Source organism: Mucilaginibacter sediminis (assembly GCF_051903035.1).
Lineage (GTDB): Bacteria > Bacteroidota > Bacteroidia > Sphingobacteriales > Sphingobacteriaceae > Mucilaginibacter.
Window position 1 is genome coordinate 7,239,164 of the sequence record NZ_CP170602.1, and the last position, 15,889, is coordinate 7,255,052.

Genomic DNA, 15,889 nt, shown 5'->3' on the forward strand with positions numbered 1-15,889 from the left:
GTACTGATGCGTTAAGTTTTTAATGTTAAAATAAGTCATATTGTTCTTTGACATTTTGAATGATTTGATCTTCTGTTAATAACTCTTTCAAAGGAGTTTTATCAAAAGCAGATATCCCCAGAACTTGCATGATCTCGTAAATAGAAAGGGTGCTTTTCAGAGTATGCTTCACACTGGCTACGATTAGGTAAGTACAAATAGCAACCCAAACGTGAATATTCACTGCGTTTTCTGATTGCCCCCACAGAGATTTAATGGTCAGGTTCTGTTTTATCCACTTGAAAAAAGTCTCTATTTGCCACCTGTTACGGTACAGCCTTGCAATTTCCAGGGCGGATACTTCGAAGTTGTTAGTTAGGAACACCAGTTCGGTATCTTTCTCACCATCGTAATATTCCACCAACCTTAGCTGTTCTGGATAAAGTTTTTTAGACTTTGGCCCGTTCAGCACGACAGTTTTGTCCCCTGTGAGCCCTGAGTTCGGATCAATGTTGAAATTTCGCTCAACAATCGCGCAATCCATGACGCTCTTTGCCCTTGTGATAAAGGATGCACCGCAGTTGTGGATATTGTACAAAGCCTTAAAGTCAACATACGCTTTGTCCATTATATATATTGCCCCTGGAACTGGAGTTATTGTATCAAGCGCGTTGCTGTCGTGGTATTTACCATCGGTGATCAGGATAAAAGCAGGTATGTTCCCTCTTAAGTCCAGTAGTGTATGTATCTTGATAGCGCCACGCGAGTACTTGCCAGGAGCCCAAACGAATAGCTTCAGACTCAAAGAAACCGTTGTGGAGTCAAGGGCAAACACTTCATTGCCAATATCCACATTGGCAATTGGTTCATTGGAATACATCGGCCTTACCTTTTCAATCAGGTATTTGCCGAAGTCTTCGAATATCCGGCAATCCCGGTTTTCGTTTGCGCGCGATAACGTGGATTGGTTCACATAATCCCTAATTCCGAGGTGGTACAGTTTGTTCTTGTGCGCTTTTAGGCAAACACAGATATCACGGAGCGAGTTTCGGGAGGTCAATTGACCGAAAAACAGTTGGATGAACTGGTTCCAACAATTGAAATTCCTTGTCCGGAAATCCCCATTATACTTAGAAACGCATTTCTCAAACTCATACCTATCAACCAAATGCAAAAGTTGAGCAAAAACATACTTCCCTGAATTCATAGCCTTTAAAAAAGGCCTAAACTAAAGGTCAAATCAAATCAAAAAATCAAATAACAACTATATTATATTTATATTCAGCTATTTACAACGGTTTATAAAAACTTAACGCATCACCAATATTTTGTAATTAATGGTTTGTTTATGTTGATTACTCCGGCGAAACTTTGGAGCCGCACTTTATTCGAAAGTTTTATTCTTCATTTATCCTGAAAAAGTCAAAATCGACGTATCCTCCGGGTACTTTGGTAGCAAAGTTGAACAGACCAAACCGATATCCCATAAAATGAGGTATCGTATAGGCCATTTGCAGGGTCGACCCAATGGTATTCCACAGTTTACCGTCAATACTGTATGAAAAATTGCCCTTATCCGTTTTTTCCCTGAAGTCGCACATGGCCTTTAGATAGACTACCCGACGGCTTAGTGGTATCCTTGCTACCCGGACTGGCGAATCTGTTTGAGCATTGACCATCACAATAAATTTATTCCCGTCGATTACTTTCACGCCAACCCACCCGTACCTGCGTTGTAGCAAAACAATACCGGCACAATCACCATCTTTCATATGAGAAACATCGATTGCGGTGATGCCGGTGCAGGTGGGGCCGAAAGTGCGCTGTGTAAGCGTATTGCGAGCCAATAGCAAGCTGGTATCAACCCGCCCAGTCGTCAACCGCAGATAGCCCCGACGTTTAGTAAGAGACCACAGTGAATTGACCGGATTGTGATTCCATTGCCAAACCAGCGGCAAAGGCCGATCAGCCGGGGCCCGCGTAAATTCATCAGATGCCACAATGCCGGGTATCGGGTTTTTGGCGGGCGGTAGTTTAACCGTATCGGAGACTTTACCATTTTCGCCTAATACAGGCCATCCGTTCTCCCATTTAACCGGGACGAGATAAGGCACGCGGCCAACGGATCCGTAATCCCTAAACAAGTAGCTATACCAGTCGCCATCAGGCGTGTCAACCAAACCGCCCTGGGCAACGCCCTTATCCTGTAATGCAACTCTGCCTTCATACGGGCCTGTAAGATTATCGGCACGGTGGACTATAACAGTGCGCATGTTTCCCTTTGGCCAGGTGATATTGAATAAATAATATTTTCCGTTGATTTTAAACATTTGCGATCCTTCTGCGCCAAGCCCGGCGCTACCAGAAACTGCGGTAGCATTTTCAATAAGTACCCTGGGGGCAGTGCCCTGTTTGATCCCGCTCAGATCATCACTTAGCTCGGCAAGCATAATCCTGCCGCTGCCGTAAATCATGTAGGCTTTTCCGCTGTCATCAAAAAATAAAGAATGATCATGCAGCGCCGGTTTAAACGATACTACCGTCCATGGGCCTTTTTCAATATCCCTGGTCGAGAAAATATAAGTTTTGCCGGTAGTTTGTGCAAAGGTGCTCACATAAAATATACCGTTGTGATAACGCAGGCTGCTGGCCCATGAGCCCCGGCCGTAAGTGCTTTTGCCATTTGCCAGATTGAGCTCATCAACATCATCCAATATGTTATAGGCGTAGTTTATGATTTTCCAATTGACCAGATCGTTAGATTTCATAATTGGTAATCCCGGGCTCATGTGCATTGTTGTACTGCTCATGTAGTAATTATGCCCCACGCGGATGATTGATTGGTCCGGTACATCTGCAAATACAGTAGGATTTTGCGCAGTTTGCGCCTGGGTGTTTAATAACACCATTGTTAGCATCCATAATAATAATGAGCAGATTCTGGTTAGTCTTTCTTTCATATATTGTATGTCTTTGTTCTATAATTATCAAATTGATCTCAATATAGGAGTGCATTTAAAAAAAGTGTAGTCATCCAAACGATCAGGCTTGGCAACTGAGAGAACCATACAAAGTTCCCGATTCAAAAATTTACTGCATCTCACAAATCACGAAGTTTATATAACAAATGTTCAAAACCGAAGCGAGTTGTATCATATTGCGATTTAAGCAAAATGGAAGATTCGCTGGCACGGCGTTATCCCCATCTGTATGCTTATTGACTATCCCGTTCCTGCAGATCGGCAATAACATCAAATTCATCAGTCACTTTTGTTATCAAACTTTCAAATATCGGGCATATAAATGATGGTTTTCGGCATTGGGTAAACAGGTTTGGTGTATGGTCGCCGTTTTCAGGCATTTGAACAAAAGTATCATGAATTTGACGATTTGTGATACTTGAAAAAACGGAAAGCACTGAACTTCGGCAGCAGCTATGACAACACTCTTGTCGCCATAGACAATTATATAAACCAAAAAAGCATTTTGAATTTTTGATAACGGCGGGGCTTTGCCCGGTATATGTTATTTCTGGTTTCGCAATCGATTGTATCGACCGAATTAAAATCAATGTTATAACCTTTTGATAAATAATATAAATGAAAAATGTGATAAGAGGCCCAGACAAGATCCAGGGCAAATGCTAACCGGGACTAACCAAACCATCGAAGAAAAAATACAAATCTTTTTAACCTGAATTATGAAAAAATCATTACAACATTTCAAAAAAAAGCCACTGCTGTTGCTGCTTCTGATTTTGCTTTCCGGCCTTACAACATTCGGACAGGGCAAAAAAATAAGCGGAACAGTGACTGATGAAAAAAGTCTGCCCTTACCGGGTGCCACTATAAGGGCTAAAGTCGGCAAAGCAACAGCGGTTACAGATGCGGCCGGCAATTTCATCATAACAGTAGCCCCGACTGAGAAAACCCTCATTGTCACTTTTATTGGCTATGCCGACCAGGAAATTCAAATCAACGGCCAATCTCATCTTTCTATCCATCTTACTCAAAGCAATAACAGCCTGAACGACGTGGTAGTTATAGGCTATGGAAACCAGCGGAGGGAAGCAGTTACCGGTTCAGTTGCTTCCATCAGCGGCGAGAAGATACGTGATATTCCCGCACCTAACATTAGCCAGGCTATACAGGGCAGATTACCCGGCGTAGAGGTGTCACAAACGTCTACTAAGCCGGGGGCTACAATGCAAATCCTGATTCGCGGCCAACGATCACTGACTGCCAGCAATGATCCTTTGATCGTCCTTGATGGAATTCCATTTACCGGCTCTATCGGCGATATCAATCCGAGTGATGTTAAAAGCGTAGATATACTTAAAGATGCTTCGGCTACGGCAATTTACGGTTCCAGGGGCGCCAATGGAGTTATCATTGTAACTACAAACAGGGGGCAGATGGGAGGAGCCGCCAAAATAACCTATAACGCGTATTACGGCGAGCAAACTCTTTTCGCCAGATATCCCATGATGACAGGCCCTCAATTTTCAACCTTCCGTAAAGCGGCCGGGTTATATACCAATGCAGTAGATGAAGCTGATAATGTCAATACCGATTGGCAAAAATTATTCTACAGAAAAGGAATGGTTTTCAGCAACGACGTTGGTGTTTCCGGGGGCAGCCAGACAGGAACTTACAATTTCGGGGGAGGCTATTATAAGAACCAGGGCCTTATTCCTACGCAACAATATACCCGTTATTCTATGAGAGGCTCAGTTGACCAGAATGTTGGCAGATATTTCAAAGTAGGTTTCACTACCAATAATAACTATAATATATCCGAAGGAAACCAGGTTAGTGTCGGCACCGTTTTGGGGCTTTCTCCGCTTGCTAATCCTTACAATGCGGATGGCAGTTTAAAAAGAACGGTAAAAACGCCATTGAGCGAAAGTTTCGTTTTGACAAAAGATGTGATCAATAACCTCCATGACAAATGGCTGAATGAAACCAGGAATTATGCTACTTACAACTCTATTTATGGAGAAGTGAAAATTCCATGGGTAGAAGGCCTGAAATACCGGGTTAACATGGGTTTGGATTATGTGCAAAGCAACAATGGAAATTACACCGGAGTGGGTATCGGAAGCGCTACCCCGACAACATCGTCAACGGCCGGCGTAAGTAACTCAGCACAATATCATTGGGCGGTTGAAAATTTATTGACTTATGACCATACGTTTGCTAAAAAGCATAATATAAACGCGGTAGCCTTGTATTCTACAGAGCAAACCAGGTACAATTACTCTACCATGTCGGCCAAAGATATTCCGGCAGACGCCTTCCAGTTTTATAACCTGGGTGCAGCTACAGGCGAAATCACCATTGGCAATGGCAACTACAGCCAAAGCGGCCTGATGTCATACATGGGGCGCGTGATGTATTCTTATGATGACCGATTCCTGCTATCGGCTACCGTTCGTTCAGACGCCTCTTCGCGTTTGGCCCCGGGTCACAAATGGCATACTTATCCAGCCGTTTCAGCCGGTTGGAATATCATGAATGAGTCTTTCAAGAAAAACATTTCGGTTATAGACAATTTGAAACTGCGTGTAGGTTTTGGGCAAACTTCAAATCAAGCGGTAAACGCATACCAGACACTTGGTACCCTGGGCACCCGTCAGTATAATTTTGGCGATACGAATTATGCCACCGGTTATTATGTAACCCAGCTGCCCAGCCCGACATTAGGCTGGGAATATTCAAAAACCTGGAACTACGGATTGGATTTCTCTCTTTTTAAACATCGTTTGTCAGGTACAGTCGAGTATTACGTTACCAACACCAACGACATATTGCTGAGTGTTGGCTTGCCGCCTACTGCCGGGGTTGGCAGTTATACAGCAAACGTTGGGCGTACGCAAAATAAGGGTATTGAATTGAGTTTGAACGGCACAATCATTAACCAAAACGGATTTACCTGGGATATCGGCGTCAACGTATATAGAAACCGGAATAAACTTATAGCGCTTGCATCAGGTCAAACCAGGGATGAAGGAAATGCCTGGTTTGTTGGCCACAATATCAATTCCATTTACGATTATAAGAAAATAGGATTGTGGCAGGCCGGAGATCCTTATCTGAGTACCCTGGAACCAGGCGGTAATGTAGGGATGATCAAGGTATTATATACCGGTACTTATGATGCCAATGGTCAGCCAACACGGGCTATCGGAGCTGCCGATCGCCAGATTATAGACGTTGATCCAAAGTTCGAAGGCGGATTTAATACGCGCGTGGCTTACAAAGGTTTTGATTTCAGTGTAGTTGGCGCCTTTAAAGACGGCGGGATCGTCATCAGTAGCCTTTATGGTTCAGGCGGTTATCTAAACCTGATGACAGGCCGTAACAATAACGTTCAGGTTGATTACTGGACACCGGATAACACGGGAGCGAGATATCCGAAGCCAGGTGGTATCCTTAGCGGCGATAATCCAAAATATGGCAGTACACTGGGTTACTTTGACGCCTCCTATTTAAAAATCCGTGCGATGACCCTTGGCTATGATTTCAGCAAACTGTTATCCAGGAGTGGCCATATGAAATTGCGTACGTATTTCACGGTGCAAAATCCTTTTGTATTCTTTTCGCCTTATCACAAAGAATCGGGGATGGATCCTGAACCTAATTCGTACGGTAACGAAAATGCAGCGGTGCCGCTATCAAATGCACAAAGGCGTTTCCTGACTGTCGGAAGTAACGCGCCTTCGACCACGAATTATGTGCTTGGATTGAATTTGACATTTTAACACTATTAACATGAAAACTTTGAAGATAAAAAGCATCATAAAATCCACGCTGTTGTTGGTCATTTTATCAACAGGATGCAAAAAAGTGCTTAATGAACAACCTCGTTCTTCATTTACACCAGAATATTTTAAAACGGAGCAGGGTGTAAACGGGGGATTGACAGCAATGTATGCCCACTTACGTAACATTTACGGTCAGGCCTATTATTACAATTCAGGCGTTACCGGTACCGACGAAGCCACCTGGGGCCAGAGCGCCGACGGGAACTTTAAAGATATGGATTGTTCGGGCGTAGGTGTCATATCCTCAACCAGTTATCCAACCAGTATTATATGGGGTGAATCCTTCACTGATATTAATACCGCAAGCGGAGTAATCGAAAACGCGAGCACGGTGGGTATTTCCAACGCACTGATTGCCGAGGCTCGTTTTTTTAGAGCCTTTGATTATTTTTTGTTGGTGCAATCCTACGGTGGTGTACCACTGGACCTGGGTTCGGGTATTTTGAAATTTAATATATCCCCATCGAGAACATCTGTACGTAATACGGTGCCTGACGTATATACCAAGGCGATATTCCCCGACTTGCTGCAAGCCATCAATGACCTGCCGGAAACCGGCCGGGTAACCGGCGGATTGACCAAAACAGCGGCCCGGCTTTTCTTGTCGAAAGCATATTTAACTTATGCGTGGTGGCTTCAAAACCCTAACGGCATTCCAACATATCCCGCAAGCACCCGGACAGACCCCGACAAGCATGATGCTGCATGGTATTTTCAAAACGCTTATGATATCGCAACTACCGCTATCGATAACCCCGGGGCTTTTAAACTACAACCAACTTTCTATGATGTGAATGTTGGATCAAACGACCGGAACGGCGAAATGGTGCTATATGCCGACCATACGCAAAGCAGCGAGAAATATAACGGCTCAAGTTTGACTTATGGCAGCGGTGGTGCCCCGGATAACTTTGCCGGCTGGATGATGACCTGGAACTATCCAAACATCATCAGTGGCGGGGTAAATTCCGTTCTGCGTGAAGCAGAGCAACATCTGGGCCGCCCATGGGTACGTATGGCGCCTACTGTTGAAGTGTTTAAAAATACTTTTGCTGACAAAGTAAATGATTCCCGATATGACGGAACGTTTACTACTGTATACCGCGGTAACTGGCAAAAGGGAGGTAATACTGCTCAAACGTTAACCAATGCAAACGGTTTGCCCGTTGCACAGGGTGGCGCTATCCTTACTTTTCTTGATAGCGATGATTCAAACGTCACTTATGCTAAATCGAATGGGAATGTTGGAGCCGGGCTACTGCCGGGAAGATCAGATTGGGTTATCAACCTTGGTGATATAAGCCGGATAATCTACCCGGGGCTGTGGAAACTGGGGCCGTACCGCACAGACAATGGTACAGGTTTAGGCCAGCCCAACGCGGGCAGTACCCGCCCTTACCCAATTGCTAAGTTTTCTGAACTATACCTGATAGCAGCTGAAGCAGCAGTAAAGGGCGCCACTGTTAAGTCAGGAAAGTCGGCCAGAGAACTTATAAACGTATTACGCGCAAGGGCAGGGAAGTGGCGTTACAGTAACAACGGAAACGTGGCGAAGATTGAAGACGATAGCCAGGCCATGACTGCCGCAACGCCAGCCAGCATCGATATTAATTATGTTTTAGCAGAGCGTTCCCGGGAATTCTACGCTGAAGGCGGCCGCTGGTTTGACCTGGTGCGGACTCAAAAATGGGCAGAACTTGCCGCTTCGTATACAATAGCGGGAACAACTTTCGGAGATCACACTCCGGTTAAAGTCACGCGCTCTATTGATGCACATCTTTATCTGCGTCCTATCCCACAGGGGCAAATTGATGCATTGGTTATGAGCGATGCCGATAAGGCTGCATACCAAAATCCGGGCTACAACTAAGTTGCCGAATTGATATTTGACAGAAGAGGCTGTATCATAAATGATGATCAGTCTCTTTTTTATCTGATTTATTCGGGTACCTGATGGAGGCAATTTTCATACAGGCGATTCTCAAACGGTCATTTTGATTTATGATACAACTTCTTCCTCCGATGGTTTATTACGTAAGAAGATGACGTTTCTAAGCAACTGTGCTCAACACGATAGAAACAATATCGCTAATCTCTTTCGCCAGAATTCGAATGCTTAAATTTAGTCCGCGATTTCTGTCAGGAGATTTTTTGAACGTTTTGCCCTGCGCCCGGTTAAAAACTCAGAAGGTGATAAACCATATTTTTTCTTGAAATTCTTGGAAAAGTAGCTGGGCGTTCCAAAACCTGTCATGTAAGCAATTTGCGCCACGTTAAAATCACTGGCTTCCAACAGCGCCCTGGCTTTATCCAACCTGATAGTCCTGATGTATTCTACAGGGCTTAGTCCGGTAATTTCCAGTAGCTTGTAATATAATGATCCCCGGCTCATCCCGACATGACGGCTTAACTCCTCTACCGATAGTTCGGAATCGCTGAGTTGGTCTTCCACCCATTTCATAATGGTGTTCAATAATTTAACATCGGCCGACTCGCAGGCGATCTCTGTGCCTGTGAGCTGAATTTGTTTGGAATAAGTGGCTTTTAATTTTTTGTTCAAAAGCAGTAGGTTGCTGATTTTTGTCTGCAGGATTTGAAAATTGAAGGGTTTGGACATGTAATCATTCGCGCCGGTTTGTAGTCCCTTTAACTGATCTTCCTCACCGGTCATTGCAGTGAGGAGGATGACTGGAATATGCGAAGTCCGTTTGTCACCTTTTATTTTTTTACATAGCTCAATACCATTCATCTCCGGCATGCTGATATCACTCACCACCAGTTCGGGGTGCGTACTAAGGGCTTTTTGCCAGCCCTCCCTGCCATTTACCGATTCTACTATACGATAATGTTGTTTCAAGTGTCCGGCCAGATAAAAACGGAATTCATCGTTATCCTCTACCAGCAGCACAGTTGGCAATTTGTTTGTGTTGGAATCCTCATCAATATGGAATGAATTCGGTATTAAATCCATTGCTACGCTGGTAGCCGGCAAAGCTGCAGGTTCGTTTTGGCTGGCCGGCTCCGGTAATTGCATCACTGGTAAGGTGATAAAAAAAACAGAGCCACCGGTAGGTTTGCCCGATGCGTGAATATGACCGTGATGGAGTTCTACAAATTCCTTAGCAATTGCCAGGCCGATGCCGGTGCCCTGGTTTAAAATCTTACCATTCGGGTCAGCTTGATAAAAACGTTCAAATATTTTATCCAGTTCATTTTCGGCTATACCTACACCTGAATCCGCTACCCGTATCTCTAAAACAGCAGATGCTCCGGTTGGTTCGCTTATGTCCAGGTATAAATCTACCGATCCGCCGCGGGGGGTGAACTTGAAAGCATTAGACAATAAATTAAAAATCACTTTTTCAAGCTTGTCATGATCAAAGAGGGTTTGCCAGTGCTGCTGCTTGGTTGTTACATGGAAGATAATCTGTTTTCTGTCGGCAACATCCACAAAAGATTCGGTGGCCTCCAGTATAAATTGAATAATGTCGTCGGGCATCAGGTTCAATTTCAATTCGTGTTCTTCCATTTTTCGAAAATCCAGTAACTGATTAACCAGGTTTAACAGCCTTTTAACATTTCTGGATACCATTTTTAGGTGAGTCGCATCATCCTCTTTAAAAGAACGTTCGAGCAGCTTTTCAACCGGTGCCAATATCAATGAAATCGGCGTTCTGAATTCATGGCTTAAGTCAGTCAAAAATTTAATTTTTGACTGATCCAACTGATGTAGCCGCTCGGCCTGCAGACGTTCCTGCTCAATTAATTGTTCGGCTTTTAATTTTTCCTGGGTGATTTGAAATTGGCGTTGCAGTTTTCGGATTCCCCGCCGCCGGATAAGCAATAAGACAGAACCTCCTAAAATCACATAAGCCACATAAGCATAAATTGTACGCCAGAAAGGTGGCTGCACCGTCACTTTTATTTCCGATATAGCATTACTCCAGTCCCGTTCATTTTTGGTAGCCATTACCTGGAACACATAGGTGCCCGGGTCAAGGTTGGTGTAATTAGCAACCCTGGCTTTACGCACGTAATTCCATTCCTTTTCAAATCCAAGCAGCCGGTAAGCATACAAATCTTGTTTAGGCGAGGTATAGTCGGTAGCAACGTAGCCGATTGAGAAATTTTGTCCATAACGTAAACGTATCTCGCTGGCAGTAGTGATCTGTTCCGTTATTGGCGCATCCGAACCCGGCGTTACAGGCACATTGCCGATCTTTAATTCGTTGAATAGGACCGGGCCTGGCACCTGCGGAGGTGGGAGTTTTGCGGGGTTGAGATAATTAAATCCGTCCTGCCCACCGAAGAAAAGATCGCCGTCGGGGGTTTTTAAGCCCGACCCGTTGAGGAATGAGCTTGACTGTACGCCGTTTTCGCTTGTGAAGTTTCTGAAGGTTTTTTTCTTTCGGTCAAAAGCACTTATCCCGCGGTCGGTACTCAGCCAAAGTAATCCATGATCATCCTCCTGGATATTCTTAACGAAATTATTTCCGAGTCCATCGTGTTCAGTATAAGAATTAAAGCGCTTGGTTTTCGGGTCAAAGCAACTGATACCCTGGTTGGTCCCTGCCCACAGTGTTCCGTCTCTGGCTACCAGCAAATCAATAACCACATCGTCTGCCAAACCGCTGTTGGCTTTGTTGTAATGCGTAATACTGCCATTACCGGCGTGACAGACAGCAATACCGGTTCCTGACGAAGCAATCCAGATATCACCATCAGGCTGTATGGCCAGCGCATTGATATAACCGTTTAAGGGCAACACCTGGCGAAAGCCGGCGGCAGAATATTTGTCGAAGTTTGTAAAAAGCTGCGTTTTAGGATCATATATGCTAATTCCGTGACCGATAGTGCCCATCCATAACCTCCCATTTGGATCTTCAGTAAAGGTGGTGATGCTATTGTATCCTGGGCCGCGCGCACTGCCGTCAAAAATAAATTGTTTAAATGTCCCGGAAACCGGATCGATCCGGAATAAACCATGATAATGCGTGCCGGCCCACAATTGCCCGCTGATATCTAAATGAAGCGCAGCTATTGTCAGCTCCTGCGACCTGTCTAATTTGCTGCTGATTGGATAAGTTTTAAAAAGACCGCTCACTTTATCAAACAATTGCAGCCCGCCGCCGTCTGTACCGATGAAAATTTTGTCGTTTCGGTAAGCTGCAAATGAGGTAACAAAAGGCGATTTCAACCCGGCAGGATCGAAAGCGTCACTGCGTTTAAGATCAAAGAGCGAAAGTTGCTGATTGTACTTGCTAACACCGCCTCCTAAAGTCCCCACCCAAAAAATGCCTTTGGGGTCATAAAAAAAGCTACGGATATACCTGCTTTTGAGACTAAAGATATCCCTGGGATTTGGACCAACTTTATGAAAATCAGCGGTTGCCTGGTTCAGTATATTGACTCCATCTTCAGTACCCACCCATAGCTTCCCTTCGCGATCCAGCGCCAACGTACACACGGCATTATTGCTGAGAGACCGGCTTCGGCGGGGATCGTGGCGGTAAATCATGAACCGGCCATTTCCCAGCCATTTACTCAAACCATCCAGGGTTGCAAACCATAGATTTCCCTGTTTGTCTTCCATAATTGCTTTAACAGCATTATCGCTAAGGCTGGATGGGACATCGGCCTGATGCTCAAATTTGTGAAATTTACCCTTTGCAGGCTCGTAAAGGAAGAGGCCGCTGTTGGTGCCTGCCCATATCCGGTGCTCCCTGTCTTCATATAAACAAAGAATCACAAAAGTTTCCATATTACTTAGCAGCGGCTTAGGCAGCACAGGCTCCCCAACCTTGCCTGTTTTCAGGTCGAACTTCCGGAGGTCGCCATAGGTTCCAACCCAAAGCTGACCCTTGTGATCTTCTAAAATCGCGCGCGCGGAGATACCCGACAATTCTTTCCAGCTGCCATCTCCCTTGTAGTTTACGAAACGGTCATATTTTTGATCATAATAACATAGCCCCCCACCGCTGGTGCCTATCCATATCCTTCCCTGGCGGCCTTCAAACAGCGTAAGTACTTCATTGGAGGGTAGGCTGTACTGATCGGCAGGTTCGTGCCGGTAGGTGGTAAAAGCACTTCCGTCAAATTTGCCCAGGCCGTTGGTTGTTGCAAACCACATCAGCCCGTTTCTATCTTTGATTATTGCATTGACAGTATTAGATGACAGACCTTCCTGAACGGTGATAGTGGTAAATTTAATTGCATCCTGGGCAGCCGCGCTAAATTGAACTGTAACGGTAAATAACAACACAAAAAAGCAACATTTAATCCATTTCCACATAGGTTCGTTTAATTTATCCCCCTATCAGATGGTTGTGCAATCGATTGTGGGTTAGTATTGATTTTTATAATTTATAAGAATAATTGGCCGCTCTCTAACAAATATAGGGCTCAAATATTTAATTTACCAAGTCAGGGATACATAAATAATGTTATTTCAAGGAATTTAGGGATGTATCGGAAATATTGCGTGCAATCGATTGTAATGTACTATTAATTTTTTTGTGTTATTCGTTATCAAACCTAATAACGATCTCCAATCCCGGTAACAAAAGGCCGCTTTAATCCTTGGATTGGTATTTTACCGGTTACCAATAATATTTACCTTCAATAGCACGGCCGTTAAACATTTGTGGTAGCAATTTAAACATCAGCGACAGGGGGAGACAAGCCCTTTATCCTACATTAGCCGACCGCAATTGTAAACAGAACCGGTAAACTATTAAAAAAATGACGGGCGCTTTTCAACAATGCTCGTCCGTTGGCTGATACCCGGTTGGATGGAGAAGTGACAACATCGCGGAGCAATCAATAAGAATAGGATTTTTAATTAACGATATGATCAATCATTTATACCGCCTGCAGCAATGCCTTGCATTGCTGTTATTTTGTACATCAGCGGCCCACTCACAATCAAAGTCGGTTGCCGACTCGTCCTCCTTTTATCAAACTGTAAGAACCTACGTTAATCCCGTACTGCCCGGTGACCACCCGGACCCTACCTTATTGAAGGTTGGGGATGACTTTTATCATTGCGGTTCTACGTTTCATTTCAATCCCTATCTGCCCATCTACCATTCTAAGGATCTGGTACACTGGCGGGTGATCAGTCGCGTTTTACCGTCTGCTAAAGCGGCCTGGGTAACAGATCGCCCCTCGGCGGGTATCTGGCAGGGGGCGATAACTTATTTCTATGGCTCTTACTGGATCTACTTTTCTGCAAACGGTCAATGGTTTAGTAAGGCGAGCTCGCCTGCAGGTCCCTGGACAGAGCCAGTACAAGTGAAATCAAATGCGGTGACCGGGAACCTGGGTTATGATAATTCTATTTTTGTTGATGACGACGGCAAGCCTTACATGGTAATCAAGAACGGGCAGCGGGTGAACCGCCTGCAGGAATTAGGGCGCGATGGCCAGTTAACCGGCACTGTGATCAATATGGATTGGGTTAATGCTAATCTGCAGTATAGTTGGGCAGAAGGGCCGGTAATGTGCAAGCGCAATGGATTTTACTACTATTTCCCTGCCGGGGATGTGTCCGGTGGCCAGTATGTGTTGAGGGGAACTGCTTTGACCTCCGACTCGACCAGGTGGGAGCGGCTGGGCGATTTCTTCAAATCGGTTACGGATCCTAAAGTCGGGTTTCGCAGGCCAAATCATATTTCGGCTCCTTTTCAATTAGCCGATGGCACCTGGTGGACAATAGGGCAGAGTTACGAAAAATATGAAGGGGATGACTGGTCTGGATTGGGCCGGCAAACAGCCTTGTACCCGGTAACCTGGGAAGGCGACCGGCCCTGGGGGATGGCGCCTACCATCAAGCCTATTATCAAACCTAATCTTCCGCAAGCAGGCATTCCCTGGCGCGCCGTTAAAACCGATTATTTTGACAGCGGTATGCTCAATCTTAACTGGCATTTCTTAACCAGGAAAGCCAGTAACCGTTATTCGCTCAGTGAGCGCAAAGGCTGGCTCCGGTTGAAGCCAGATACCGGCCGTACACACGTGGTGCAAAAGGAAACAGACCATTATTATACAGCAGTAACTCAGGTGGAACTTAGTGCCACAACAGCAACAAGCCAGGCCGGAATTTACCTGACCAACGGTAGCGAAAAAGTGGTTGCCAAATTATTTACGGGTTATGAGCAAGGTAAAAAGATCACTTTCGAGTTAGACACCGCCAGGCGCATCATTTCGAACAGCTTTGGAAATAGGGTATGGCTTAAACTGGAAAGGAATCAGCATTTACTGCGTGCCTGGTGCAGCGGTGATGGTAAAGCCTGGACGCCTGTTGGTATGCCTGTTGATGCCGCCGGCCTGGATAAAACACAGCCCAATTACAATTTCTGGGTAGGGACAAGCGTAGGGTTGTTTGCGGAAGGCCAGCCAGCCGATTTTAATTGTTTTATTTGTAAGGATGGCACATCGGCGATGCCAGCCGTTGGGTACAGCAACTATTACGGTATCATGACCGTGAACTACGCATCTGGTAAAAGTGTAACCAATACTTCGGACTACGGCGGCTGGTTCATGCTTTCGGGTGTCGAACTCGGTAACAGGTCGCCGTCAGCTGTTAGCGTATTGGCTAATGCCAAGGTGAAAGGGAAATTGGAAATTTGGCTTGACGATTTGCAGCACGGAAAGCTGATTGCTAAAATACCCCTCAATAGCAAATTCGGCTGGAGGCACTACCGCAGCGGGCTAAAAGGGCTTACCGGTCAGCACGACGTTTTTGTCAAATTTCCGGTTAAGGTGGCAAGGGGATTGGTAATCAAAAGCATACAATTCTTGAATTAATTGCGGAAGATCGCAATGGTGGAAAGGGGTCCGGTATAACCTGGTACTTAAAACATTTTTTGGCAAGAAAAGAAAAATATTATCGTTAATTATCCTGGCGTTGCCCGCGGGGGATGTTTCTGGTCGGCTATAAACCGAATATATCATCCTTAAAAACTAAAACTGATGAAAGTAGCAATAAGCTTTTTTTAATGGCTTTACTGCTATTGGTCTCCCAAAGCAGTTTTGCGCAGGAGGTAATGAAGAATACCCATAATCGGGCTGCTGCTTGCCGCA

At 45.0% G+C, this 15,889-nt stretch carries 7 protein-coding genes; 3 read left to right on the forward strand and 4 right to left on the reverse strand.

Features of this window, described 5'->3' with window-relative positions; all coding sequences use genetic code 11:
- Positions 1-25: 25 nt before the first annotated feature.
- From ACFGVS_RS30230 to ACFGVS_RS30240, 3 genes are all read right to left on the reverse strand, one after another.
- Positions 26-1,186: an IS4 family transposase gene (locus ACFGVS_RS30230; protein ID WP_439695308.1), complete on the reverse strand. Its 1,161-nt coding sequence runs from the start codon at positions 1,184-1,186 to the stop codon at positions 26-28.
- Positions 1,187-1,376: 190 nt separating this feature from the next.
- The gene (locus ACFGVS_RS30235) at positions 1,377-2,939 is read right to left on the reverse strand and encodes a glycoside hydrolase family 43 protein (RefSeq protein WP_439696824.1); all 1,563 of its coding nucleotides are present in this window, start codon (positions 2,937-2,939) and stop codon (positions 1,377-1,379) included.
- 254 nt (positions 2,940-3,193) lie between these two features.
- On the reverse strand, positions 3,194-3,340 hold the full coding sequence (locus ACFGVS_RS30240) for a hypothetical protein (RefSeq protein WP_439696826.1): 147 nt from the start codon (positions 3,338-3,340) through the stop codon (positions 3,194-3,196).
- A 339-nt stretch (positions 3,341-3,679) separates the two neighbouring features.
- On the opposite strand from ACFGVS_RS30240, the gene ACFGVS_RS30245 reads away from it, so the two are divergent.
- A complete protein-coding gene (locus ACFGVS_RS30245) occupies positions 3,680-6,742 on the forward strand; it encodes a SusC/RagA family TonB-linked outer membrane protein (protein WP_439696828.1) in 3,063 nt (1,020 codons plus the stop codon).
- Between the two features lie 10 nt (positions 6,743-6,752).
- Positions 6,753-8,675 carry a RagB/SusD family nutrient uptake outer membrane protein gene (locus tag ACFGVS_RS30250; RefSeq protein WP_439696829.1) on the forward strand — a complete coding sequence of 641 codons (1,923 nt, stop codon included), beginning with the start codon at positions 6,753-6,755 and terminating at the stop codon, positions 8,673-8,675.
- Positions 8,676-8,927: 252 nt separating this feature from the next.
- On the opposite strand, the gene ACFGVS_RS30255 is transcribed toward ACFGVS_RS30250, so the two are convergent.
- Positions 8,928-13,097: a two-component regulator propeller domain-containing protein gene (locus tag ACFGVS_RS30255; protein WP_439696830.1), complete on the reverse strand. Its 4,170-nt coding sequence runs from the start codon at positions 13,095-13,097 to the stop codon at positions 8,928-8,930.
- A gap of 557 nt (positions 13,098-13,654) precedes the next feature.
- Between ACFGVS_RS30255 and ACFGVS_RS30260 the strand changes: the two genes are divergently transcribed.
- Entirely contained in the window at positions 13,655-15,613 is a 1,959-nt protein-coding gene (locus ACFGVS_RS30260) for a family 43 glycosylhydrolase (RefSeq protein ID WP_439696831.1), read from the forward strand.
- Positions 15,614-15,889 lie beyond the last annotated feature (276 nt).